Annotated in this window: 19 protein-coding genes; 5 read left to right on the top strand and 14 right to left on the bottom strand. The window is 62.8% G+C overall.

Annotation, left to right across the window (positions count from 1 at the left end):
* Nucleotides 1–6: 6 nt before the first annotated feature.
* From IAU68_RS06820 to lexA, 3 genes are all read right to left on the bottom strand, one after another.
* Complete coding sequence (locus tag IAU68_RS06820) at nucleotides 7–990, bottom strand: 1-phosphofructokinase family hexose kinase (protein ID WP_231698987.1); 984 nt, start codon at nucleotides 988–990, stop codon at nucleotides 7–9.
* Nucleotides 991–1,071: 81 nt separating this feature from the next.
* A complete protein-coding gene (locus IAU68_RS06815; protein ID WP_171194125.1) occupies nucleotides 1,072–1,857 on the bottom strand; it encodes a DeoR/GlpR family DNA-binding transcription regulator in 786 nt (261 codons plus the stop codon).
* An 81-nt stretch (nucleotides 1,858–1,938) separates the two neighbouring features.
* On the bottom strand, nucleotides 1,939–2,589 hold the full coding sequence (lexA, locus tag IAU68_RS06810; RefSeq protein WP_171194160.1) for a transcriptional repressor LexA: 651 nt from the start codon (nucleotides 2,587–2,589) through the stop codon (nucleotides 1,939–1,941).
* A gap of 428 nt (nucleotides 2,590–3,017) precedes the next feature.
* Between lexA and IAU68_RS06805 the strand changes: the two genes are divergently transcribed.
* Together IAU68_RS06805 and nrdR are read left to right on the top strand one after the other, a co-directional pair.
* Nucleotides 3,018–3,224, top strand: a complete 207-nt coding sequence (locus tag IAU68_RS06805) for a hypothetical protein (protein WP_171194124.1) — start codon at nucleotides 3,018–3,020, stop codon at nucleotides 3,222–3,224.
* A 41-nt stretch (nucleotides 3,225–3,265) separates the two neighbouring features.
* Complete coding sequence (gene nrdR / locus IAU68_RS06800) at nucleotides 3,266–3,727, top strand: transcriptional regulator NrdR (protein WP_171194123.1); 462 nt, start codon at nucleotides 3,266–3,268, stop codon at nucleotides 3,725–3,727.
* A 21-nt stretch (nucleotides 3,728–3,748) separates the two neighbouring features.
* On the opposite strand, the gene hrpA is transcribed toward nrdR, so the two are convergent.
* Nucleotides 3,749–7,690 (bottom strand): ATP-dependent RNA helicase HrpA, encoded by a 3,942-nt coding sequence (hrpA, locus tag IAU68_RS06795; protein WP_171194122.1) that lies wholly within the window; start codon nucleotides 7,688–7,690, stop codon nucleotides 3,749–3,751.
* A 15-nt stretch (nucleotides 7,691–7,705) separates the two neighbouring features.
* Nucleotides 7,706–8,662: a hydrogen peroxide-inducible genes activator gene (locus IAU68_RS06790; protein ID WP_171194121.1), complete on the bottom strand. Its 957-nt coding sequence runs from the start codon at nucleotides 8,660–8,662 to the stop codon at nucleotides 7,706–7,708.
* Between the two features lie 115 nt (nucleotides 8,663–8,777).
* Here IAU68_RS06790 and IAU68_RS06785 point away from each other — a divergent pair, with 115 nt between their 5' ends.
* Together IAU68_RS06785 and IAU68_RS06780 are read left to right on the top strand one after the other, a co-directional pair.
* A complete protein-coding gene (locus IAU68_RS06785; RefSeq protein ID WP_171194120.1) occupies nucleotides 8,778–9,374 on the top strand; it encodes a peroxiredoxin in 597 nt (198 codons plus the stop codon).
* A 29-nt stretch (nucleotides 9,375–9,403) separates the two neighbouring features.
* A complete protein-coding gene (locus IAU68_RS06780; protein ID WP_171194119.1) occupies nucleotides 9,404–9,928 on the top strand; it encodes a carboxymuconolactone decarboxylase family protein in 525 nt (174 codons plus the stop codon).
* Between the two features lie 91 nt (nucleotides 9,929–10,019).
* Here IAU68_RS06780 and IAU68_RS06775 read toward each other — a convergent pair whose 3' ends face one another.
* From IAU68_RS06775 to IAU68_RS06750, 6 genes are all read right to left on the bottom strand, one after another.
* Nucleotides 10,020–11,048, bottom strand: coding sequence for an ornithine cyclodeaminase (locus IAU68_RS06775; RefSeq protein WP_171194118.1), 1,029 nt, complete (start codon nucleotides 11,046–11,048; stop codon nucleotides 10,020–10,022).
* Nucleotides 11,049–11,087: 39 nt separating this feature from the next.
* The gene (locus IAU68_RS06770) at nucleotides 11,088–12,605 is read right to left on the bottom strand and encodes an amino acid permease (protein WP_171194117.1); all 1,518 of its coding nucleotides are present in this window, start codon (nucleotides 12,603–12,605) and stop codon (nucleotides 11,088–11,090) included.
* 33 nt (nucleotides 12,606–12,638) lie between these two features.
* A complete protein-coding gene (locus IAU68_RS06765; protein ID WP_171194116.1) occupies nucleotides 12,639–16,070 on the bottom strand; it encodes a bifunctional proline dehydrogenase/L-glutamate gamma-semialdehyde dehydrogenase in 3,432 nt (1,143 codons plus the stop codon).
* A 203-nt stretch (nucleotides 16,071–16,273) separates the two neighbouring features.
* Nucleotides 16,274–17,521 (bottom strand): NAD(P)/FAD-dependent oxidoreductase, encoded by a 1,248-nt coding sequence (locus IAU68_RS06760; protein ID WP_171194115.1) that lies wholly within the window; start codon nucleotides 17,519–17,521, stop codon nucleotides 16,274–16,276.
* Between the two features lie 107 nt (nucleotides 17,522–17,628).
* The gene (locus IAU68_RS06755; protein ID WP_171194114.1) at nucleotides 17,629–20,172 is read right to left on the bottom strand and encodes a DEAD/DEAH box helicase; all 2,544 of its coding nucleotides are present in this window, start codon (nucleotides 20,170–20,172) and stop codon (nucleotides 17,629–17,631) included.
* Nucleotides 20,173–20,213: 41 nt separating this feature from the next.
* On the bottom strand, nucleotides 20,214–21,299 hold the full coding sequence (locus tag IAU68_RS06750) for a PAC2 family protein (protein ID WP_231699136.1): 1,086 nt from the start codon (nucleotides 21,297–21,299) through the stop codon (nucleotides 20,214–20,216).
* Nucleotides 21,300–21,437: 138 nt separating this feature from the next.
* Between IAU68_RS06750 and IAU68_RS06745 the strand changes: the two genes are divergently transcribed.
* The gene (locus tag IAU68_RS06745; RefSeq protein ID WP_171194113.1) at nucleotides 21,438–22,589 is read left to right on the top strand and encodes a DUF4192 domain-containing protein; all 1,152 of its coding nucleotides are present in this window, start codon (nucleotides 21,438–21,440) and stop codon (nucleotides 22,587–22,589) included.
* On the opposite strand, the gene galE is transcribed toward IAU68_RS06745, so the two are convergent.
* From galE to IAU68_RS06730, 3 genes are all read right to left on the bottom strand, one after another.
* Entirely contained in the window at nucleotides 22,586–23,566 is a 981-nt protein-coding gene (gene galE / locus IAU68_RS06740) for a UDP-glucose 4-epimerase GalE (RefSeq protein ID WP_171194112.1), read from the bottom strand. The genes IAU68_RS06745 and galE overlap by 4 nt on opposite strands.
* Nucleotides 23,567–23,589: 23 nt before the next feature.
* Entirely contained in the window at nucleotides 23,590–24,279 is a 690-nt protein-coding gene (locus IAU68_RS06735) for a metal-dependent transcriptional regulator (RefSeq protein WP_171194111.1), read from the bottom strand.
* A gap of 122 nt (nucleotides 24,280–24,401) precedes the next feature.
* Nucleotides 24,402–25,391 carry a sigma-70 family RNA polymerase sigma factor gene (locus tag IAU68_RS06730; RefSeq protein WP_171194110.1) on the bottom strand — a complete coding sequence of 330 codons (990 nt, stop codon included), beginning with the start codon at nucleotides 25,389–25,391 and terminating at the stop codon, nucleotides 24,402–24,404.
* Nucleotides 25,392–25,430 lie beyond the last annotated feature (39 nt).

Here is a 25,430-nt window from a genome sequence, read left to right as displayed (position 1 = left end):
ATTGAGTTATACGGGGAAAACTTCGGTCTGCTCGAGATTGAGATCTTCCGGCGAGGGCAAACCGGTGCCGGGCATCGATGCCGCTGCAGATCCGTAGGACACAGCGCGACGCAGGCATTCTGCAGCGGGGGCGTCGTCGAGACGCGCGATGAGGTAGCCCGCGAGCGAACTATCACCCGCGCCGACGGTCGACCGCACCTCGGTCGGCGGTGGCGTGGCTGCCCATGCGCCGTCCTTGTTGACCAGACAAGCGCCGGAGCCGCCGAGGGTGACTAAGACGGCCTCGACACCACGAGCGACAAGGTCTCGACCGGCGGTGACGACAGGCGCAAAATCGCCGGCCTGGGCGCGCTGCTCGAGCTCCGCGCCATCCTCGCCAGTGAGCTGGGCGAGTTCAAAGGCGTTCGGCTTCAGCACATCCGGAGCGGCCTCTTCGAGTCGCTCGCCGAGCGCTACGAGAGGAGCGTCGGAGGTGTCGACCGCAATCACCGCGCCAGGCGCACTACGGCGCGCGGCACGGACGAGCGTGCTGTACCAGTGCGCTGGAGCACCTGGTGGTAGGGAACCCGCGAGGACGACAGCGTGGGCGGAGCGGCAACGCTTCTCCAGCGAAGACTCGACGGCGGTGAGCTCGTCGTCGGAAAGCGTTGCCCCCGCCTCGTTGATTTTGGTTGTTGTGCCGTCATCCTCAGTGATGGCGGTGTTGGTGCGCACCTGCGCCTCAACGTGCACCGGCAAAAATTGAGCAGGCACCGAGCGCATCGCTTTGGCGAACGGGTCGCTTTGCTGGCACGGCGCGACTGCGATGGCCTCGAGACCCGCTTTCGCTGCGACATGGGCGACGTTAATGCCTTTGCCACCGGCCTCTTTACGGGTCTCGGTCGCACGTGCGACCTCGCCCCGTTTCAGGGCAGGGATACGCACGGTGGCGTCGATGCTCGGATTCGGGGTGACGGTAACGATACGTTTGACGGTCTTTTCGCTGCTCACCCCCTCAGTGTGTCCGAATATGTCTGTTTGTGCAATGGTTCGGACACATTCGGTTCTAAACGGGGGTGTGTACCGTCCGCATTATGTTGTGGCGAGAACGACCTCAATGTCGTTTCGGCGCAGCTCTGCGACAAACGTTTCTGGCGCGTCGTCGTCTGTGATCACCACGTCGATCGCGTCGAGCGGGGCGAAGCTGACCAGGTAGTCATTGCCGATCTTCGTCGAATCGCACAAGACCACAACCTTCTGCGCGTTCGTGACCATGGACGACTTCACCGCCGCCTCTTGGGCATCTGCAGTGGACAAACCGTGGTCGATAGTCAGCGCGTTCGTGCCGATGAATGCGACATCCGCGCGCATGAGCGCCAAGGTACGAAGGGCGGTGCCTCCGACGACTGCTTGGGTGATGGCGCGCACGCTACCGCCGAGGAGCTGGACGTCGTTGAGGCCGGCGGTGGACAAGTCGAGTGCGATGGGCAGCGAATTCGTGACAATCGAGCACTCGCGCCCGGCGACGTGATCGGCTAACAGGCCCGCGAAGTGGGCTGTTGTGGTGCCGGAGTCGAGGAATATACCGGCGCCGGAGTGTTCGGGGAGGTACTTCAGTGCGGCTTGGGCAATGGCGTTCTTGGCGCCCGAGGCAGAACGCGAGCGGGCGTCCAGCGGCAGCTCTGAGGTGAGAAACGCCTGGTTGGCAACCGCTCCACCGTGGACGCGGTGTACGACACCCTCGGTGTGCAGGGCGGTCAGGTCGCGACGGATCGTCTCTGCGGTGACATCGAACTTTTCGGCGAGGTCGGCAACGCTCACGCGTCCCTCAACTGCCGTGAGCGACGCGATCTGGCGTTTCCGTTCCTCTGCATACATGGCACCGAGTATCCCAAATCGGGATGCCTATTTGTCTGTGTTTGTGTCCGGTTTCCCCCGGACGTGGGGAGTGAATGGGGGCTAAAGTGTGCGGAAAACGGAGATGACCCGGCCCATAATCTCTGCCTCGTCACCCTTAATCGGGGAGAACGCGTCGTTATGGGGAAGTAGCCATACACCGGTCGAATCGCGGTGGAACTCCTTCACAGTCGCTTCGCCGTCGAGCAGTGCGGCGACGAACTCGCCTTCCTCGGCCACTGGTTGGGAGCGCACGACGACCCAGTCGCCGTTGAGGATGCCCGCATCGCGCATCGACTCCCCGACCACTTGGAGCATGAACACGTCGCCGTCGCCAAGCAGCTCGCCCGGCAGTGGGTAGTACGTGTCTACGTTTTCCTCCGCCAGGATCGGGGCGCCGGCTGCGATTTGGCCAACAACCGGGACATAGCGCGCTGGCGCCGCCTCTTCCGGGGCATCCCGTTTGGTAGGTGCCTTGCGCTTCGGCTTGGTGGACTCCTGAAGGTGGCGCAGATCTACGGCTCGCGGTTTGTTTGGATCGCGACGCAAAAAGCCCTTCTTCTCCAGTTCCTTGAGCTGATAGGCGACGGACGATGTGGACTGTAGACCGGTTGCGTCGCCAATTTCACGGATGCTTGGCGGATAACCACGCAGCACAACGGCATCCTGGATGACCTGCAGGATCCTGCGCTGCCTATCTGACAGTGTGCTCATATCCAAATTGCCTGCCTCGGCCTTCTTCTTTGCCACGAGTTCTCCCTTTCTCACTCCCTGCGGTGTTTGCAGTGTGTTCGAACCTACCAGAGAGGGCAAGTTTGTTCGATATCTTTCGTTCCTGACTAGACACGTGAATGCGCCTTTGCTATAAATCGAACATGTAAGCGGATTCGAACATATAGACGAGTTCACGTTCGAACGTGTCGCGCCCGTTCGTAGAGTGGGACGCAAAACGAAAGGAGTCCAACGTGTCGGTAGCAATGAACCCCACGATGAACAGTGTGAGTTATGCCCGAAGCGCGGGTTCCATTTCGCAGTGTTACGTACAGCCAGTCGAGGTGTGGGACCTAGAGAAGGTGCCTGGCCGGGCGGTAGAGGCGTCTCGTGTTCGAACGCTCGGTGCCTATGATCGAAAAGGTGATCGTTTGAATCTCGTGCACTCCTGTGGCGAGAGGAAGACGGATGACGTTTTCGAATCGCACCGCGAGCGCAAGGAAGGCGTGGTTCTCGCTGCCATCCTCAGCGTCGCTTTGCTGGTCGGTTCCGCGTTCGGCGGGGCATTCAGTGGAACTGAACAGGCGCCCGCGACCCTGGTGACGTCGCAGAATCTCGAGGTCGCCGCGGCTCGGTAGAGCCATCCAGTCCTTTTCGGGGCGGGGGTAGGCTGAGCAACATGTATTGTCCTTTCTGCCACAACGAGCAGACCAGAGTCACTGACTCCCGATTGGTCGAAGCAGGATCCGCGATTCGCAGGCGCCGCGAATGCACACAGTGCGGGGGCAGGTTCACCACTGTGGAAAATGCGGTGTTGACTGTGGTGAAGCGAAACGGTGTGAGTGAACCGTTCGACCGGGACAAGCTCATCGTTGGTGTGCGCCGCGCCTGTCAAGGACGAGACGTCTCCGACGACGCACTCAAACGACTGGCGCAAGAGGTTGAGGAAACCGTCCGCGCTCAAGGAAGCTCCCAGGTGCCCGCGAACGAGATCGGCTTGGCGGTGCTCGAGCCATTGCGCGCTCTTGACGAGGTCGCATACCTGCGCTTTGCTTCCGTGTACAAGTCGTTCGAAAGCGCCGACGATTTCGAATCCGAGATTCGGCTCATGCGCCGGCGCGACCGCGACGAGTTCCGCTAAGTCCCCGCACACGCGTGAGAGCTAGCGCAGCGCGTCAACTTTCTTTTCGATCCTGCGCTGGCTGACCGGGCGGGGAGTGCCCAACCGCTGCGCGAAGAGGCTGACGCGCAACTCTTCGATCAGCCACACAATGTCCTTGTACGCGCGCGTTTTCCGGCGGTTCGCCGGCAGTTTCTGCATCCGCTGCGCAAGATACTGTTTGACGCCGTCAACCACGGCTTGACGGTCCGCATCTCGGTCCGGATCGACTCGCATGTCCTCGAGTCTGATCCGCATCGCATCGATATAGCGCGGCAGGTGCTGCAAATGGGCAACGCCGTGGATAGTCACCGCGTGCTTCGGCAAATAGAAACGCAATTGCGAGCGCATATCGTCGATCGCCGGGCCGTCCCACTGCTCCAACTCCGCTGACATATCCGCATAAGCCGCCAGAGCTGGGGCAAGGTTGACCACCGCACGTCGCACACCGCCGGATACCTGCGGTTTAATCTCGGCCAGTAGCGCGTCGAACTCCTCCGGGGAACGCACCGGCCCACCGTGTGCAACCATGAGGTCGCGGATGACCGCGACGCGTGCGTCCTCCACCAGCCCCTCGGCGCCGCCGTGCGGATAGCGGTCCACTGCCACCTTGTGGCGCAGCGGCAGCCCCTTCGTCATCTGCTGCGCATTGACGGGAATCTCGCGGAGGAGCAGCGTCAGTGTGGCAGTGGCCATTGACGCGTCCGCTGCCGCCTTCGTCGGGTGGACTGTGACCTTCACGCCTTCCTTTGTTGCCTCCAGGGCCGGGTAGGCGTCGACCTCGTTGCCGTCGATGGTGGTTTTAACAGTCTCCGGCACCGCACCGAGGGAATCGGCGGTCCACTTCTGCACGGCCTCAGATTCGGACTTGCGGCCGGCCTTTGACACCGAGGACTTAATCTTGCCTGCCTGGCGACGCTTCAGCGCGGTGAGATCCTTGTCGTGATCGACAATTTTGCCGCGGCGGTCGATAGCTGCGTAGGTGACTTTCAAGTGTGGCGGCAACGCCGCCGGGTTGAAGTCCGTGCCGTTGATACCTCGGCCACCGACGCTGCGAAGGGCCTCCGAGAGTGCATCGGTAAACGCTGTTGTGTCCGGGTCGACGTCGTCGGGCATCGCATTAAGTGCTCGCTCCGCGAAGTCAGGCGCAGGCACCACGGTTTTGCGCAGCGCCTTCGGAAGCGTCCGGATCATCTCGGCGGCGAGCTCGGAGCGCAGGCCCGGCACCAGCCAGTCGAAGCCGTCGGGGCGCAGGTTCGCCAGTAGCGGCACCGGCACCTCTACTGTCACGCCGTCGAAGGGGTCGCCGGGTTCGAACTTGTAGCGTAGCGCATACTCGACCGAGCCCTGGCGTTTGGCCTCGGGGAAGGCGTTTGCGGAGGCGTCGACGCCGTCGTCGTCAAGCAATGCGGCCGGGTCGAAGTCCAGGTAATGCTTGTCGTTCGCGCGCTGCTTCTTCCACCAGGAGTCGAAGTGGCGGGCGGTGGTCACGGATTCCGGCAGGCGCGAGTCGTAAAAGTCGAACAGCGTGTCCTCGTCGACGACGAGTCCGCGCCGGCGCACCTTCTCCTCAACTTCGGAGGCCTCCGCGAGCAGTGCCTCGTTGTGGTCGATAAAAGTGTGGTGGCGGTTCCAATCGCCCTCCAACAGTGCGTGTCGAATGAACATGTTGCGGGCGCCTTCGGGATCGACACGGTGATACGGCACCAGGCGGTCGCGCACGATGGTCACGCCGTAGAGCATCGACTTTTCGTGCACCATTGCCGCGGAGCGCTTCCGCGACCAGACCGGCTCCGAGTAGGAGTGCTTCAGCAGGTCACCTGCGGCGTGTTCGACCCAGGCCGGCTCGATTTTGGCCACGTCGCGCGCCCACAGGCGGGAGGTCTCCACCAGTTCGGCGGCCATAAGGAACTCCGGGGGCTTTTTGCTTAGCGACGACCCCGGAAAGACCATAAACCGCGTCCCGCGCGCGCCCTGGAACTCCTTGGAGTTGCCGTCGCGGGCGCCAATGTTGGAGAGCAGACCCGTCAGCAGGGACTGGTGGATGGCGTTGGCGTCGCGCTCGCCTGCGACATTTTCTGCGCGCGACCAACCGAGCCCGCGCTCGACATCGCGCAGCTGGCGCACCAGGTCGAACCACTCGCGGATGCGCATGTAGTGCAAGAACTCGCGCTTCATGCGTTTGCGGAACGCGTTGCCCGAGAGCTCGTCGCGAGAGTCGCCGATGTAGTCCCAGAGTTTCAGTGAAGACAAAAAGTCAGATTCTTTGTCCTTGAACCGGGCGTGCGACTGGTCCGCTTGGGCCTGATACTCCAAAGGCCGCTCGCGCACGTCCTGGATAGTCATCGCGGCGACAATGACGGTGACGTCGTCAAGCACGCCCAGCCGGTTTGCCTCAACCAGCATGCGCGCCATCTTCGGGTCAACGGGGATGCGCGCGATGTCGCGGCCGATGCCGGTCAGCGCGGGCGCTCCGTCGCGTTCCTTGTGCTTGATTGCCCCCAGCTCGTTGAGCAGCATCAACCCGTCGCGCACGGCCTTGTGGTCCGGCGGCTGGATGAACGGGAACTCGGTGATCTCGCCCAGCCGCAGCGAGATCATTTGCAGGATCACGCTGGCGAGGTTGGTGCGCAGGATCTCAGGATCCGTGAACTCCGGACGGGATTCGAAGTTCTCCTCTGAATACAGACGGATGGCGATGCCGTCAGCGGTTCGTCCCGAGCGGCCTGAGCGCTGATTTGCCGAGGCCTGCGAGACCTCCTCGATCGGCAGACGTTGCACCTTGGTGCGGGTGGAGTAGCGCGAGATACGTGCCAATCCGGTGTCCACCACGTAGTGGATGCCCGGGACAGTCAGCGATGTCTCGGCAATGTTGGTGGACAGTACGATGCGCCTGCCGGAGTGCGCGGAGAACACGCGGTGCTGCTCGGCGTTGGACAAACGGCCGAACAGCGGCACGACCTCAACACCGCGCCAATGCTGCTTCTCGATCGCCTCCATGCAATCGCGGATGTCACGCTCCGAGGCGAAGAAACACAAAATGTCGCCTTTGCCTTCGCCCATGAGCTCTTTGCAAGCGGCGACGACACCGTCGATCATGTCGGTGTCGATCTCCTTGACCGAGCCGTCTTTCGCTTCCACCTGCTCGACAAGCGGGCGGTAGCGAATCTCCACCGGATACGTGCGGCCTGATACCTCGATAATTGGGGCCGGGTTACCGCCGGCGTCGGCGAAATGGTTCGCAAATGCCTCCGGGTCGATGGTTGCGGAGGTGACGATGACTTTCAGGTCGGGACGCTTCGGTAGCAGCCGCTTGAGGTAGCCGAGCAGAAAGTCGATGTTGAGTGAGCGCTCGTGAGCCTCGTCGATGATGATCGTGTCGTAGGCGTTAAGGAAGCGGTCGCGCTGCATCTCGGTGAGCAAAATGCCGTCAGTCATCAGTTTCACGGAGGTGGAGTTGGAGACCCGGTCGTCGAAACGAATGGCGTAGCCGACAGACTGCCCGATGTCCTGGCCCAACTCGTCGGCGATGCGCTCGGCCACCGTACGCGCCGCCAACCTGCGGGGCTGAGTGTGCCCGATCAGACCGCGTCGGCCGCGGCCCATCTCGAGCAGCATTTTCGGGATCTGTGTTGTCTTGCCGGAACCGGTCTCGCCTGCGATGACCACAACCTGGTTGTCGCGCACCAGTTCCATAATGTCGTCGCGGCGGGCAGATACCGGCAGGTTTTCCGGATACTTAATCTCCGGGATCAGCGCATCACGCTTGTCGACGACCCCACGCGCCGTATCGATATCAGCACCGATCGCGGAAAGCGCCTCCGGCGATTTCGCGTTTTTTAGCCGCCTGCGGAACCGGCGCACCTCAGCGAGCGGCACGGAATCGAGTGCTTCGTAGAGCTGCGGCTTCGTCGGGGAAGGGGAAGGGGAAGTTTGCTCAGTCATAACCAGACGGTGAGTTTAGCGCGGAAGCAGGTGCTTTCCAGCTTCCTGCGCCTGCTCGAACGCTGACGTGACGAGTTTTCCGAGCTGTTCGAACTCTGACGCACGCTGCGACGACGACCGGTAGACCAATCCGACCGTGCGTTTCGCGTCCACGCCTTCGGCGAACGTGGCAGCTGCAACCCCGGGGCGGGTCAGTTCCGTGGCCACCGCAGAAGACGGGATCAGCGTGGAACCCATATCGGCGACGACGAGTTGTACCACCGTGGTTAGAGAGGAGGCCCGGGTGACGGATTCTGCGCTGGCTGGGCGGTGCACTGCAGCGATCTTGCACAGTTCCACGATCTGGTCGCGGAGGCAGTGCCCGTCGTCGAGAAGCAGCAGGTTCAAGTCCTCGAGGGCATCCAGTGTGAGGTCCGTGCGCCCGGCGAGCGGGTTGTCGTTGTGGGTGACGGCGACAAAGGGTTCGTCGTAAAGCGGGAGCTCGCTGACACCGCTGACGTTGACGGGGGTGGCAAGCACAGCGAGGTCGATCTGCCCGTCGCGCAACATGCCGAGTAGCACCTCGGTCTGGTTTTCCACGATGCGCGGCTCTAGCTCCGGAAACTGCTCTTCGAAGCCGGTGAGCAGTGCGGGGAGAATGTACGGCGCGATGGTGGGGATGATCCCGATGTTGAGGGGGCCCGCGAGCTCGCCGAGTGCACCGCGCGACTGGGTGACAAACGCGTCTGCTGCGTCGAGAGTGGCTTTCGCGTAGGGGAGAAGCGCTTCGCCGGTCGGGGTGACGATGACGCGCCGGGTGGAGCGTTCGATGAGTTGGATGCCCAAACCATTTTCTAAAGAAGCGAGTGCCTGCGATAACGACGGCTGGGAGATGCCGAGTTTTGCCGCGGCGCTCACGAAGTGTTTCTGCTCCGCAATCGTGACAAAGGTTCGGATCTGCGCGAGCGTCGGTTTATATTCTCGATTGCCCATGCCTATTAAGCGTACAAGAGTTAATAGGTTTTTACGTTGAAACCCCCTCGATTGTGTGCCATACTGGTTGCCGTCCGACGAAAACCCGTTTGACCAGTTTCTTTGGAGGATAACTATGCCGATCATGACTGTTGGGGAGCGTTTCCCGGAGTTCGACCTCATCGCCCTGAAGGGCGGCAACCTGAAGGAAGCCAACGCCGCTTCCCCGGACGACTACTTCGAGAACGTCTCGCTGGATAAGTACGAGGGCAAGTGGAAGATCGTCTTCTTCTACCCGAAGGACTTCACCTTCGTGTGCCCGACGGAGATCGCCGCATTCGGCAAGCTCAACGAGGAGTTCGAGGACCGCGACACCCAGGTGCTGGGCGGCTCGACCGATAACGAGTACTCCCACTTCAACTGGCGCGCGACCCACGAGGACCTCCTCGACGTCCCGTTCCCGATGTTCGCCGATGTGCGCCACGACCTGATCCGCGCTCTCGGTGTCGAAAACGCTGACGGCGTCGCAGACCGCGCCACCTTCATCATCGACCCGGACGGTATCATCCAGTTCGTCTCCGTCACCCCAGACGCTGTCGGCCGCAACGTCGACGAGGTCCTGCGTGTCCTCGACGCACTGCAGTCCGAGGAAGTTTGCGCTTGCGACTGGCAGAAGAACGACCCGACCAAGAACATCGACAAGATGGCTGTGGTCCAGGAGTCCCTGAAGTAAACACCCTTTTTCGTTAGAAGGAGCACGAGATGTCCATTGAGAACCTGCGCGGGGCGCTTCCCGAGTACGCGAAGGACCAGAAGCTCAACCTCGGCACGCTGACCCGCTCCACGGAGCTCAGCGAGCAGCAGCTTTGGGGCACCCTCCTCGCTTCCGCGGCGGCTACCCGCAACGAGAAGGTCATCGCCGAGATCGCGGAGGAAGCCAAGGAGCACCTCTCCGACGAGGCAGTGGAGGCAGCCTACGGCGCCGCCACCGTCATGGCGATGAACAACGTCGCTTACCGCGCCAAGAACTGGCTGGGTGATGACTACGCGAATGTGAAGTTCGGTCTTCGCATGAACATTATCTCCAAGCCGGGTGTGGAAAAGGCCGACTTCGAGCTGTGGTCGCTCGCAGTGTCCACCATCAACGGTTGCGAGCACTGCGCTGTGGCCCACGCGAACACCGTCCGTGAAGAGGGCGTGACCAAGGAGCAGGTCTGGGAGGCCGTCAAGGTTGCCGGCGTCGTCCAGGCTGTGGCTCAGGCCATCGCAATCGAGGACGCCCGCTAACGCATTTTTGCTTAGCGACGAACACACGCCGCCGGCCCCGATCCTTACACGGTTCGGGGCCGGCGGCGTTTCGTCGTCAAGCGAGCTGCGTTTACAGCGGGCTCGGCACCTTGGTGGTCAGGGAGAACAGGTCCTTCGGATCATCCGGATCGGCGACCAGCTCGATGTAGGTCTGGAATTCCGTGCCGGCGGTCGAGTCGCGTAGGTAGCGCAGCGCGGAGAAATCCTCGATGGCGAAACCGACGGAGTCGAACAGAGTGATTTCCTCGTCGCTGGAGCGGCCCTGTTCCTTGCCCGCGATGACCTTCCACAGTTCGACGACCTCGAAATCGTCGTCCTTGTTCTGGATCTCTCCCTCGATGCGGGTCTGCGGAGGGAACTCGACGAAGACGGTGGCATCGTCGAGGATGCGCGCATCGAGCTCAGTTTTGCCGGGGCAGTCGCCGCCGACGCCGTTGATGTGCACGCCCGGGCGGACCAGGTCGTAATCCAAAATGGTGTTCTGGGCCTTGTCGGCGGTGCAGGTGGTGATGATGTCTGCGCCTTCAAGCGCGTCCTCGACGCTATCGGCAACATAGACCTCGATGCCGAGCGGCTCGATGTTGCGGCGGAATTTCTCCATCGCGTCCGGGTCGATGTCGAAGATGCGCACCTTCTCAATGCCGAGTGCGGCACGGAAGCCCAGCGCCTGGAATTCGGACTGGGATCCAGAACCGATCATGGCCATGACCTCGGAATCCTTGCGGGCGAGGTATTTCGCGGCCATCGCGGAGGTAGCAGCAGTACGCAGGGCGGTGAGCAGCGTCATCTCCGCCTCGAAGGTGGGGTAGCCGTTATCCACGTCCGCAAGGAAGCCGAACGCAGTGACTGTCTGGTAGCCGCGCGCCGGGTTGGACGGGTGGCCGTTGACGTATTTGAAGCCGTACTCGACGGAGTCCGATGTGGGCATCAGTTCGATGACGCCGATCGGGGTGTGGCTGGCCACGCGAGGAATCTTGTCAAATTCCTCCCAGCGGGCGAAGTCCTCCTCGATGTAGCCGAGGATGCCAGCGATGAGCTTTTCCACACCGTGGTGGTCGATCCAGCGGCACATGTTGGTCACGTCGACGAGTTGAGTCATTGCGGTTTGTGTCCTTTCACAGAGGTTGGGGTGTGAGTTCTAGGAATTGGGTTTGGCGATTGGCGGGTCGAGGTCCACGTGCTCGCCGGTGGTCTTTTCGTAATTCACGTGCGAGCGGGAGATGAACTCCACGCGGTCGCGTACCTTGTACCAGCCGAACGCCAGCGCCGGCCACATCAGCAGCGACACCACCAGCGTCCACGTGCCGATCGGGTAGTCGAACGCCATGAGTACGATGACAAGGCCCAGGAAGAGCAGCGAGACGATATCGGTGAACGGCGAGAACGGTGCCCGGTAGTCGGGGCGGCTGTACCTGCCTTCCCTTGCCAGACGGACAAAGCGCATGTGCGACAGAGAGATCGCGGCCCACGACGCCATGGTGCCCAGAGCGGCAATGTTCAGCACGACCTCGAACGCGGCTTCTGGGACGAAGTAGTTGAGCACCACGCCGAACAGGGCCACACCAGTGGTCAGCAGGATGCCTCCGTACGGCACGCCGCCCTTGGTCACCTGGCCGGCCCACTGCGGGGCAGAGCCCGCCTTGGACAGCGAGTACATGATGCGGCCGGTGGAGTACAGGCCCGCATTCAACGACGACAGCGCGGCGGTGATGACCACCAGCTGCGTGATCGCACCAGCGTACGGGACGCCGATGGAGTCGAAGAACGTCACAAACGGCGACTCGTCGCCCGAGTACTCGGTGTACGGCAGCAGCAGGCACAGCAGCAGCACGGAGCCGAAGTAGAACACGAGCAAGCGGAAAACCACCGCGTTAATCGCACGCGGAATGTCCTTGCGCGGGTTTTTCGCCTCACCCGAGGTGGTGCCGAGCAACTCGATGCCGGCGTAAGCGAAGACGACACCCTGGATGACGATCAGGGCCGGCAGCACTCCGCTCGGGAACCAGCCGCCGTTATCGGAAATCAACGACAAGCCGGTGAGCTCGCCGCTCGGGTTGCCGAAAACGACCATGAAGATGCCGACAGCAAGGAAGGTGAGCAAGAATGTCACCTTGATCAAGGAGAACCAGAACTCCATCTCGCCGAAGAACTTCACCGAAATCAAGTTCATTGCTGTAACCAACGCAATGACAGTGAGCGCGTAGATCCACTGCGGCACATCGTTGATCCAGCCGTAGTACTGGCCGAACCAGCGGATGTAAATCGCCAGCGCGGTCGCGTCAGCCACTGCCGTGGCCGCCCAGTTGAACCAGTACAGCCAGCCGGAGACGTAAGCCGCCTTCTCGCCGTAGAACTCACGGGTGTACGACACAAACGAGCCAGACGTCGGACGGTGGACGATGAGCTCGCCGAGGCTGCGCAGAATGAGATAACCGATGAACCCGCACAGCAGGTACATCAGGGCCAAGGACGGACCGGCGGCCTCGAGGCGTGAACCCGCGCCGAGGAACAAGCCGGTACCGATCGCCGACCCGATGGCGATCATGTTGATCTGGCGTGTGGACAGCCCCTTTTGCAGGCCGTCATCCTCGTTCGGGATCACGCCGGCTTTCGGCCGGGACGGGGCGTCTGATTGGGGTGGAGGGGAGATGGTCATCAGGTGCTCCCTGGTGTTTGAGGTGGACTGGGGTTACTTCCGGATGCCGGCCGGGTCGTGGATGACACCGAACCGGTGCAGCGTTGCGGAGATCGCCTGCTCATGCAGGTACGGCAGGAGCTCGCGGCGCCCGTCGAGCAACGCGGGGCCGTCGAAGACCGCTGTCGTGATGTCGCCGTAGAGCTCGTCAGGTGCGGCACCGAGTGCACGCACCCACGACGGGGTGCCCTCGATACGGGTGGCGTCGACAGCGATGCCGGCTGCCTTGAGCTCCGCAGCGATTGCCTCCGGAGCCACTACCCGCACCTCACTGCCAGTGATCGCTGCTGCGAGCGCCTGGCGGTAGACATCGCGCAGCTGGTATCCCTCGCCGACGTAGACCACGACCGGCTCGAGCGTGTTCCGGTAGCGGAAGATGTTCGCCTCAGAGCGCAGCCCCGAGTGGTCGTGGCCGCGGCCGAACTCGCGGTCCCACGCGCGCTGGTCGTACTCGGCCGCGCGGGAGAGCCAGCCGTAGTCCTTGGCATTGAGGTGCGGGCGGAACTCTTCGAGAAGTTCTTGCACATCAGCGGAGATGCTCACACCCGGCGAGGCCGGCAGCTCATCGCGGTCGTGCCACGTGCCCATCTGCGCGACGTAGTTCGGTCCGCCCGCCTTCGCGCCGGGGCCGACCGACGACTTCTTCCAGCCGCCGAAGGGTTGGCGCTGGACAATCGCGCCGGTAATGCCACGGTTGACGTAGACGTTTCCGGCTTCGACGCGGTCGAGCCAGGTGTTGATCTCGTTGCCGTCGAGCGTGTGAATGCCGGCGGTCAGGCCGTAGCCGGTCGAGTTTTGCCACTCGATCGCCTCGTTGAGGTCCTTGGCGTGCATGATGCCGAGCACCGGGCCGAAGCACTCGTTCTGGTGGTACCAGGAGCCCGGCTTAACGTTGTCGCGGATGCCTGGGGACCAGAACTTCCCCTCGTCGTCGAGCTTCTTCGGCTTGAGCAACCACTCCTCGCCGTCTTCCAGCTGGGTCAGTCCTCGCTCCAACTTCTCGCCCGGGGCCTCGATGAGGCCGTTCATGGTGGTCGATAGGTCGGTGCCGGGGCCAACAACCAGGGTGGAGGCGGCGTCGAGAAGCTGGCCGCGCAAACGCTCGGACTCTCCTGCGGAACCGACCAGGATCACCAGCGAGGCCGCGGAGCACTTCTGACCGGAGTGGCCGAACGCTGATTGATACAGGTCGGCGATCGCCAGGTCCGGGTCGGCGGACGGGGTGATGATGATGGCGTTCTTGCCGGAAGTTTCCGCCATGACGTTGAGCTTCGGATCCCACGACTTGAACAGCTGTGCGGTATCGGATGCTCCGGTGAGGATGATGGCGTCGACGGCGTCGTCGGTAAGCAATGCCTTGCCCGCCGCGCCCTCATCTGCACGGACGTACTGCACGGTGTTGGGGTCGATGCCTTTGTCCTGAAAGACTGCCTGAATGCAGTCGGCGATGAGTTTCGCGCACTGGGTGACCTGCGGAGCCGGCTTGAGAATGACAGCGGAGCCCGCGGCGAGCGCGGCCATGACACCGCCAGTCGGGATCGCGACGGGGAAGTTCCACGGTGGCACGACCACGGTGAGCTTGTTCGGTTCGAAGTCCGCGGCGATCTCGTCCAAGTGGCGGGCGCTATCGGCGTAGTAGTCGCAGAAGTCGATCGCCTCGGAGATCTCCGGGTCGGACTGGTCGACGGTCTTGCCGGCTTCGTGGGCTGCGACGGCGACGAAATCACCGCGACGACGCGCGATTTCGTCGCCAATCGCCTCGAGTACTTTTGCGCGTTCCTCGGCGGAGCGTGCGCCCCACGCTTTCTGGGCTTCAAGGGCGCTGGCGATGTTGTCTGCGATCGCGGCAGGGTCGGTGATCTCCTCGCCGGTGTCGATCGCCGGCGGGTTGCTCAGGTGCTCTGTAGCCCAGACGCGGTTAGCTTCGAGCGCGGGGTCTGTGTCCGGCTCGTTGAAGAAGCGGCCGGTAACCGCGGATGCCTCCGCGACGTTGCGCTCGGTTTCGGTGTTGCGGTCCTGAGTGCGGTTCGGGCCGTTATGCACGTTCCAACGGTTGTCCACCGCCCAGCGGAAGACCTCCTCCTGCTCCTTGATCGGATCGCGCTCTGCCGTCTTCGGAGCGAACAGCGCGTGGAGGAAGTTCTGCGGCGCCGCGTTTTCCTCGAGGCGGCGCACAAGATAGCTCACGGCCACGTCGAAGTCGTCGCGGTTGACCACCGGGGTGTAGAGGATCTGTGTGCCGTAGACCTCTCGCACGATCTGCTGCTGCGCCGGGGACATGCCCTGCAGCATCTCGGAATCGACCATCTCGGTCACTCCGCGGCGCTGAGCGAGCTCGTAGGCGAGCGCAGAAGTAAACAGGTTGTGCGACGCCACACCGATGGACAGTGCCCCGGCGTACTCCGGGCGCAGGATGAAGTCGAGCAGGCGGTAGTAGTTCGCGTCCACCTCGTCCTTGGTCAGATACGGAGCCTGCTCCCAGCCGCGGACCTCGGCGTGGTGGCGCTCCATTGACAGGTTCGCACCCTTGACCAGGCGGATCTTAATCTTTGAGCCGCCCTCGGCGACGCGCTGCTGGGCAAATTCAGCCAAATGATCCAGTGCCCCGAGCGTGTCCGGCAGGTACGCCTGGAGCACGATGCCACCCTGGTAGTCCTTGAACTCGTCTTCGCTGAGCAACTGGGTAAACACATCGATGGTGAGGTGGAGATCGTGGTACTCCTCCATGTCCATGTTGATGAACACCTGGGGGTCGCGGTCCCGGGCCGCACGGTAGAGCGGGCGAATGCGGTCTTTGACTTGGCGTACACATTCGTCGTAGTCCCAGTGATTGAGCTGGGAGACCATCGACGACGCCTTGACCGACACATAGGTCACGCGGGGGTTCTTGATCAGGTTCAAGGTGCGTTCGGCGCGGTCGGTCGCCTCCTGCTCGCCGAGCACTGCTTCACCGAGGAGGTTGAGGTTGAGCTGCTCGCCGCGCTCTTCAGCGTTGTCGAGGAGTCGGTTGAGCGCGTTGCCTTCGGCATCCAGGACGAGGTGGCCGACCAACTGGCGCAGGCGGGCACGTGCCGCCGGGATGACCACGTTAGGCAGGAATGGGCCGACGAATGCGCCGAGGCCGACCAGCAAGGCGTTGACTTGGCCGAGGAACTTCGCGTCAACGTCTTGGGTAATGGCGCGCAGCGCCTGGGCTGCGACTCGGTTGCTCTCCGGGCGCATGACGCGGTCCACGAAGTCCATGGTGAAGCGGACGCCGTTGTCGTCGCGAAGCAGTTCCGCGAGTTGCTGGGTGGAGGCGTCGTCGGCATCTGCTTCGGCGGTAGCTTCCATCCAGTGGTAGGCGCGAGCGACGGCAGCCTCGACGACGGCGTCGAGGTCGTCGGAATTGGACGGCGCAATCTGGTTGGTGCTGAGTTGTGGCATTTGTGTTCCTTATCACTCAAGATTGACCAATGTGACAAGGAATAACATATGTCAGAAAAGCGGGATAAGTGACAGTCTCCACTATTTAATTTTCCGACGATGCAAACCACCAGCGCACGACGGTATTCGAGCGGGGGTAGTCGGACATGAAAGTAGCCCCCGTCACACAAACTGTGCGGCGGGGGTGCGTCAGGTGATGTGGCTTACAGGCCGCCGAAGGGGCCACGGAGCGGATCGAACGGCTTGATCGTCTCGTCGACCTCGCCGGTCTCGATCTGTTTCGCCAGCATCTTGCCGGACAGCGGGCCAAGGATGATACCCCACATGCCGTGGCCGCCATTGGTGTAGACGTTGGGCACCTTTGTCGCGCCCACCAATGGCAGCCCGTCCGGGGTCACCGGGCGGGAACCGACCCATTCGTCCTGCCGGTCGTTCCAGTCGATACCGCGGAAGAACGGCTTCGTCTGGTGGATCATGGACGCCACACGTCCCGGCTGGAACGGCTCGTCCGGACCGCGGAACTCCATCGTGCCCGCGATACGGAAACGACCCTGGTACGGAGTGCAGGCGATCTTCGGATCCGGCAAGTACACCGGGCAAGTTGCAGGTTGGTCGGTTTCCACGGAGAACGAGTAACCGCGGCCGGCCTGAATCAACGTGGTCACGCCGAGGCTTTTCGCCAGGTTGGGCAGCCACGCGCCGGTGGCGATCACCACATTGTCCGCCTGTAGCCACTCGCCGGTGGACAGTTTGACTGCCGGCTTGCGGGTGGAGGTGACTTCCGCAACCTCCACGCCGGTGGTGACCTTGCCGCCACGTTCGACGATGGAGTCGGCGATCGCCTGACAGTAGGGGCCCGGCTCGATGAACCGCTGGCCGCCCATTCGGTAGGTGGCCCCGACCTCTTCGGTCAGCATCGGTGCATCGGTGCGGGCGTCGTCAAGCGTGATCTGCTCGAACGGGATGTCCTGGCCGTGGCGCGCCGCCCCCTCAACTTCCTTGAGAAAGCCCGACGCTTTCGACTCGTTTTCGAACCCGATGATGAACGGGCCCTCATGAGTGGTGGCTTTGACGCCTCCGGCTTCGAGCTCGTCGAACGCCGCGAGGGCAGCCAGGTCCGCCTTCGTCAGCCCCGCCATCGTCTTGTCCCATGCGCGTCCGGTGGCGTGGGCCATAAAGTTCGCGCAGAAGCGCCACAGTTTCGGATCGAATCGAACCGGCACATCGAGCGCGGCGTGTTTGTCGAACAGCGCGGTCGGACCGTACGCCCACAAGCTCGAGTTTGACAGCGGGATGGTCTTGCCCGGCGCCAGCCAGCCGGCGTTACCCCAAGACGATCCGGCCGCAACATCGATGCGCTCGAGAACTTCCACGTCATGGCCGAATTCCTGCAGATGCCATGCGGTGGAGAGGCCGGTCATACCGGCGCCGACAACAATAGTGCGGGTCACGGTTGTGCTCCTTGTCACGATAGGTCCGAAGCGTGCGCTAGTTAATGTACGCTTGAGCAGCTTCCCGCAGGACCGTTTTGAGCTTTTCGCTTTGCGACGACCCCCTGCTACTGCCCCCGCATCTCAACCGAAGACAGGCGCACCTCGCCCGCTTCGTCCGATGCGTCGAGGTCGACCACACCATGGATCTGGAACGCGTTGTCGCCCTCCGGATCGTTGATGATCTGCGTGACCTGCCAGGATCTGCCGGTTGTGTCGCTGAGACGGAAAAACTCTGGACCACGTGAATCTGGTCCGAGCTCCACGTCGTCGTACTCGTCGAAGTAGTCGTCCATCGCAGCCGGCCAATCCACCCGCTCATCCGGTTCGAGGTAGTCGAACATTTCCGCGAGCGCGTCTTCCTTTTCGTATGCGAACAGTTCGACAATCCGGAAGAAGTAGTTTCGCACCATGATGGTGAACGCGCGCCGGTTCGCGGTCAGTGCGGTCGGGTCCTGCACGCCGAAGGCCAGCTCGCGGTCGATGGTGTCCTGGCTGACCGGTTCGTCGTCGCCGGTCATGTGCGCCCATTCGTCGATAAGCGAGGAGTCCACTTGGCGGATCATCTCGCCGAGCCACACAACGATGTCTTCCAGCTCCTCGTTCATGTAGGCGTCCGGGATGGAGTAGGACAGTGTCCGCCACGCGTCGGTGAGGTAGCGCAGTACGACGCCCTCGGAACGGGCCAGGCCGTAGGTGGAGATGAGATCCGAAAACGTCATCGCGTGTTCGATCATGTCCCGCACTACGGATTTCGGCGACGGCTCGAATTCCTTCGCCCACGGGTTGCCCTGGGTGAAGGTGTCGAAGGCCTCGTCCAGTTCGTCGGCGAGTGGCTTCGGGTAGGTGACATCCTCGATGATCGCCATGCGCTCCGTGTAGTCCACACCCTCCGCTTTCAACGCGGCGATCTCCTCGCCGCGGGCCGCCTTCTCCTGGGCCTGCAGGAGTTGGCGAGGATCGTCCAAAATCGCCTCGAACGCGGAGATGACATCCAAGGTGTAGGTGTCCGCCTCCGGATCCAGGATTGTGAGAAACGCCAACGCGAACGGTGCAAGCGGCTGGTTGAGCGCGAAATCGCGGTCCAGCTCCTGGGTGAGCGTGTACGGGCGGAACGCGGGGGAGTCCGGGGTGCGCTCCACCACGCCAGCGTTGATCAATCCGCGGAAGAGCTCGACAGCGGTGAGGATGTCGCGGTTTTGCTTCGTGCGGTTGTCGTGGTTTCCGCGCAGCAGTTTGCGCATGTGCTCGTAGCCGTCGCCTGGGCGCGCCACCACGTTGAGCAGCATCGAGTTCGACACCTTGAACTGGCTGGTGAGTTCCTCCGGCTCCGCAACCTTGAGCCGCTCGAAAGTGTTCTCAGACCAAGACACTTCGCCGTCGCGCGCGGATTTCTTGCGGATCTTCTTGAGCTTCTTCGGGTCGTCGCCGGCCTTGCGGCGCAGCTTCACGTTTTCTATTTCGTGCTCTGGGGCCTCGACGACCACGGTGCCCTCCGTGTCGTAGCCGGCGCGTCCTGCGCGACCGGCGATCTGGTGGAATTCGCGCGACTTCAAAATGCGCTGGCGGGTGCCGTCGAACTTGGCTAGGCCGGTGATCAGCACCGTGCGGATGGGCACGTTGATGCCCACTCCCAGTGTGTCTGTGCCGCAGATGACCTTCAGCAGGCCGGTCTGCGAGAGACGCTCTACAAGTCTGCGGTACTTCGGCAGCATGCCGGCGTGGTGGATGCCGATTCCGCGGCGCACAAGCTTCGAGAGCGTTTTACCGAAGGTCGTGGTGAAGCGGAAGTCGCCGATTTCTTCCGCGATCCGGCGCTTCTCCTCGTCGGTGACGATCTTCATGCTGGTTAGCGCCTGCGCACGCTCGGTGGCCTCGCGTTGGGAAAAATGCACGACGTAGATCGGCGCCTTGCCGTCCGCGAGCAGCTCCTCAATCGTTTCGTGCACCGGGGTGAACACGTAGTGGAAGTCGAGCGGCACGGGGCGCTCGGCGCCGCCGACGTAGGTCGTCTTGCGGCCGGTGCGCTTGGTCAGGTCCTCTTCCAGCCACGCGGTGTCGCCGAGTGTTGCGGACATGAGGAGGAACTGTGCTTTGGGCAGTTCAAGCAGCGGTACTTGCCACGCCCAGCCACGCTCTGGCTCCGAGTAATAGTGGAATTCATCCATCACCACTTGGTCGATGCGAGCGTTTTCGCCTTCGCGCAGGGCGATGTTGGCCACGATTTCTGCAGTTGCGGCGATGATCGGGGCATTTGCGTTGACCGAGGCGTCGCCGGTCATCATGCCGACGTTCTCGGCACCGAAGATTTCGCACAACGCGAAGAACTTTTCGCTCACCAGCGCCTTGATCGGCGCGGTATAGAACGAGCGTTGGCCACGTGCGAGCGCGATAAAGTGCGCGGCGTTGGCGACCATGGACTTACCGGACCCGGTCGGCGTCGCCAGAATCACGTTGTCGCCGGCGAGCAGCGCTAGCGAAGCCTCCTCCTGGGCGGGGTAGAGGCTGATGCCGCGGGAGGCCGTCCACGACGTGAACGAGTCCCACACCGCGTCCTCGAACAGGGACTCCGGTGCCTCGGCGATGTCGGAAAGCAAGTCAGAAAGCGTCACGCTTCCCACCGTAGCTGACAGCCCCGACACCGCCTTAGGCCCTAATCGCCGGAGCGGTTTTCGCCCCGATCGGTGTCATCGCCGGTGCCGTTGTCGTCGTCACGCGAACGCTCCGCAGCATCATCGATCTCAGGCTGCGCGGGGTCGATGAAGAAGTGGTCACGCAGACGCTGATCCGTCGCCTCGTCGTGGGGGAGGCTTCGCTGCTCCTCGCGGGTGCGATCACGGTCCTCGATGGCGGTGAGATAATTCTCAAACGCCTCGCTGATCTCCTCGCCAGAGGGCATCTGCGCTTCGCCCGGCATCATGGCCTGCGGGTGGCGACTGCGGTACTCCTCCATCTCCTGGTCGTAGTGCTCTTCGAGCGCCTGGACCACGTGGGCGATCTCGTCGGAGTTCGTCGTCTGCTCCGCCAACTGCTGCGTCACGCGGCGCATATCGCCCTCGAGCGAGCCCAGCGGGAACTTCAACCCGGTGGAGTCTTGCACTGATTGCAGCAGCTGGAACGTCGCATGCGGGTACGGCGACGCCGCGACGTAGTGCGGCACGTGCGCCGTATAACCCGCCACGTTCCGGCCCCGGCCGTGCAGCTCGCGTTCGATAAGGATCGAGGCCGAACCCGGGATAGACACCATCCCATCGAAGGTGTACATCGAACCGACCAAGTCCGAATCATTGCCGTGTGCGGAGACCACCAACGGGCGAGTGTGCGGCGCGCCCATCGGAGCGGCGTACAGGCAGATCGTCTTCTCCACGTTGAACCGCTCGACGAGGTCGGCCACAGCGTTGCTGAACGCCTCCCAGCGCAGATCCGGCTCCGGGCCGGACAACAGCAAAAACGACTTGCCGTTCGCGTCCCTCAGCACCCGCATATCCAGCTGCAGGTCAGCGATGTCAGTGATTTCCGAGTGCGCAAGCGTCACCGTCGGACGGCGCGAGCGGTAATCGATCAACTCGTCGTTGCTAAACGTCGCTACCGTGCGGGATTCCAACGCCGCCTTGAGGTGGTCGGCGGCGGACTCGACAGCGTGGCCCGCATCCGCGTAGCCGCGCATGGCGACGACAAGCGCCGGCCCCTTCGGGTTGGCGCTGTCCACGGAAGGCGAAGGGTACTCCAATTCGTACATCTGCCGATCATTCGTCACGGTAAGAACCTCCTGAGGTGGTATCGCGCATTCCCACACCATAACGGAGCGCCACACAGAAACATTCCACAGAACCAAAAGTCGACGGAACCGGCAGGCGATTTTCAGCGTCAGATAGATATGACTGACACTCAACCACAGCCACAAGGAAACAATCCGTTCGATGACGCCGAAACGGCCCATCCCGACACCTACACACTGCGCTCGCCAGCGCACCTCATCGCATCACTGCCCGGTACGCTCGGCTACTACCCGAGCGAAACGGTGGCGCTCATCAACCTGCACACCCGGCCCGACGACCCAGACACCCTGGACGTCGGGCCCTACTTTTGTGCCGACATTGGTAGCACCGAGCAGCTGCACGACATGCTCGCACAGCTACCGATGCTCAACCACGCCGCCACCTTCGCCGTAGTCATCAGCCGAGTCCCCGAGTCCAGCATGGTCGCCCGCGCGACCGAGGAGCTGCGTTTGCTTGCCGACGAGTACGGCCCCGTCATCGACGCATGCTGGTGCGTCTCCGAGGTCGCCGACGGCACCCCGTACCGCCTGGCGTTTGTCAACGACCCTGCGGCGGCAGCCGAATGGGGATGGGAGGACTGTTTCGACGCGGGCACCGTCGCCTCAGTCATCGCCTCTCCCGCGATGCGGCCGTACATCGACAACGGAATCTTGCCGGAACTCGACCGCGTGGACACGTACGAGCACTTCGACCCGTTTCTCTACAGTGATGCAGCCCGCTGCGACGCAGTAGCACCGCGTGCCTACCGACGAGGCGCGGAACTCGCCGACCTCATGCATGTCGCGCCGTTGCTCGCACGCAGAGACATCGAGCGGGCCTGCGAACTATTCGCCACCGCCCCGAGCGTGAAAGTCATCGATAACGACGACGGCCTCGTTCTCGCGGATGTCTTCGACTCAGACGCCGATGTAGAACTCCTTGCCTCCGTACTCACGCGCGGAAGGCTGCGAGACTGCCTCATCCTCGACGCGCTCGAGCACCCCCGCGGCGCATCCGCGATCCTACTGACAATCGGACGCAACTTCACCGGCGCTATCCGCGCCAACGCGCTATGCCTGTGGGCGATCGTGGCAGTCTCGCAACGCCTCTACGCCTGGGCGGGAGTCGCGCTGCGCTGCGCGGACGACGAGGTGCCAGGCCACTCGCTATCGAACTTGCTGCTCCACGTCATGCTCGCGGGCAAAGCGGAAGACATCCTCGACGTCAGCCGCAGAGGATGCCGGGACACCTGGTTTGAACTCGGCGGTTAGCGCGCAGAGTGCGAATTCTCGCCCAGCTCGCGGGTGAACTCCCACGCGTCTTCAACGATGCGGCGTAATTGCGTGCGCGACGGGTCCCACCCGAGCTCTTGTTTAATCTTGTCGGACGAGGCGATGAGCACTGCTGGGTCGCCGGCGCGCCGTGGTGCCACTTCTGCGGGGATCGGGTGGCCGGTGACTTCGCGGCACATTTCGACGACTTCGCGTACCGAGTAGCCAGCACCGGAGCCCAAGTTGTAGATCCGGTGGCTACCCGGCGTGTTCGTCTCTAGGGCAAGCATGTGCGCATCCGCGAGGTCGCGGATGTGGATGTAGTCGCGGACGCAGGTGCCGTCCTCGGTCGGCCAGTCATCGCCGTACATCATGATCTTGTCGCGGTAGCCCATCGCGACCTGCAGCACGATCGGGATGAGGTGGGTTTCGGTGATGTGGTTTTCGCCGACACCGTTGTGTGCGCCTGCGACGTTGAAGTAGCGCAGGCTGGTCGCTCCGAGCCCGTAAGCGTTGCAGTACGACGTTATGGCGTGGTCGATAGCGAGTTTGGATGCGCCATACGGGTTCGTCGGACGGGTCGGGGCGTCTTCGGTGATCGGGACAACATCCGGTTCGCCGTAAGTGGCGGCAGTGGAGGAGAACACTAGCGAGTTCACACCGTGGGTGCGCATTGCGTCGAGCAAGTCGAGTGAGACACCGACGTTGCTGTGCCAGTATTTCGCCGGATCTTGCATTGACTCTCCGACCAATGAGCGGGCGGCGAAGTGAAGCACCCCGTCGTAGCGTTCGCTACCAAGGACGTCGCCGATGGCGTCGGAGATGTTGCCCTCAACAAGATGCGCCTGGTCGGGCACCGCGTAGCGGTTGCCGGTGCTGAAATCGTCGACGACGGTGACCTCGTGGCCCGCTTCAATGAGCGTTTCCGCGCATACGCTTCCGACGTATCCGGCGCCGCCGGTGACTACGAGCTTCATTGGCAAAGACAACCTTTCCGTGTCTACTTTTCGGGCTCCACACGCAGTGCGTGGGCGACTTCGGCGGGCAAGACGGCCGTTTCCCGGTTCGCAGTACTGATCTCTAACGCGCCGTCCTCGAGCGGGGTAAGGGTTACGGTCTCGCCCACTAGGTGACCGATACCCGCGAATGTCTTGCCGCTGTCGAGCGGCACCTGCAGGATTTCGGAGATCTGCACCACCCGGGCTTGAGCGGGTTCAGTCAGCCGCAAGTCTGTTGCCCGCGTGCCAGACTCCTCGGCTTCTTCTTCGGTGGCGCCCAACGCGTCGAGCGCCGGGATCGGGTTACCGAAGGGGGAGCGGGTGGGGTTATCCAGCACTGCCACCAAGCGCCGCTCCACCTCCTCGCTCATCACGTGCTCCCAGCGGCATGCCTCGTCGTGGACTTGCTCGAGGTCGAGCTTGAGCACGTCGGTAAGCAGCCGCTCGGCGAGACGGTGCTTGCGCATGACGGCAGTGGCGCGCTCGCGTCCGGCCTCGGTCAGCGACAGGGAGCGGTCGTGCTCGACCACAATGAGCCCGTCGCGTTCCATGCGGGCGACAGTCTGCGAGACAGTGGGGCCGGACTGCTCCAGGCGCTCGGCGATGCGAGCGCGCAGCGGGGTAATGCCTTCTTCTTCGAGCTCGTAGACCGTCCGCAGGTACATCTCGGTGGTGTCGACGAGGTCGCGCACAGTCTTTGTTCCTTCCACTCGACACTGCAGCAGCTCGTCTGCTGCTGCTCAAACGCAGGTTTTGGCAATACTTTAGCCCAGCGGCTGCGACCTTGGCCGCACCACTGGGCTGCGATGGGTTTCTATCCGGCGTAATCGCGGAGGCGGTCGGCGCGCTCGCCGACACGCAACTTCGCCATGACCTCCCGCTCGATTTGGCGGACACGCTCGCGCGAGAGACCGAACTGGCGACCGATCTGGTCGAGCGTGCGCGGCACACCGTCGGTCAGGCCGTAGCGCATCCGGATGACGTCCTGTTCGCGCTGCTCGAGGCCGCTGATGATGTCTTCGATGTCGTCGTGGCGCAGCGTGGTGACCACGGCGTCTTCAGCGTCGGTTGCCTCGGCGTCCTCGATGAAATCGCCCAGAGGAGCTTCCTCGTCCGCGCCGACCGGCATATCCAGGCTCACCGGGTCGCGGGACTGGCGCAGCAGCATTTCGATCTTGGATTCTTCGATGCCGGATTCGTCCGAGAGCTCCTCGTTCGTGGGCTCGCGGCCGAGGGACTGATACATCTCGCGGCGGATGCGGGAGAGCTTGTTGACTTGCTCGACCAAATGCACTGGGAGGCGGATGGTGCGGGACTGATCTGCCATGCCGCGGGTGATCGCCTGGCGGATCCACCAGGTGGCGTAAGTGGAGAACTTAAAGCCCTTGGCGTAGTCGAATTTCTCCATCGCGCGGATGAGGCCCAGGTTGCCTTCCTGGATAAGATCCAGAAGCGGCATTCCGCGTCCCGTGTAGCGCTTTGCCAGCGACACCACCAAGCGCAGGTTCGCCTCGAGCAGGTGGGCGCGGGCCTTGCGGCCTTGTTTCGCCAGGATTTTCAGGTCGCGCTTCTTTGCGCGGGTGAGCTTCACATCCGGATCGTCGAGGAGGTGCTGCGCGTACAGTCCAACCTCGATCTGCTGCGCCAGCTCAACTTCCTCCTCGGCATTGAGCAGGGCGGTCTTACCGATGCCGTTGAGGTACACGCGCACGAGGTCGGCGGACGGGTTGTCGTTCGTTTGATTCCGGCGACTGCCGCGGTCGACTTTTTCCTCAGTTTGCTGTGGTTGATCCGGCTGGGTCATGTGGGGGCCTCCTCAGACTGGATAGAACAGCTCTGCAAT

Origin of the sequence: Corynebacterium lujinxingii (genome assembly GCF_014490555.1) — a bacterium.
Classification (GTDB): Bacteria; Actinomycetota; Actinomycetes; order Mycobacteriales; family Mycobacteriaceae; genus Corynebacterium; species Corynebacterium lujinxingii.
This window is presented reverse-complemented; position numbering and strand designations above follow the sequence as displayed.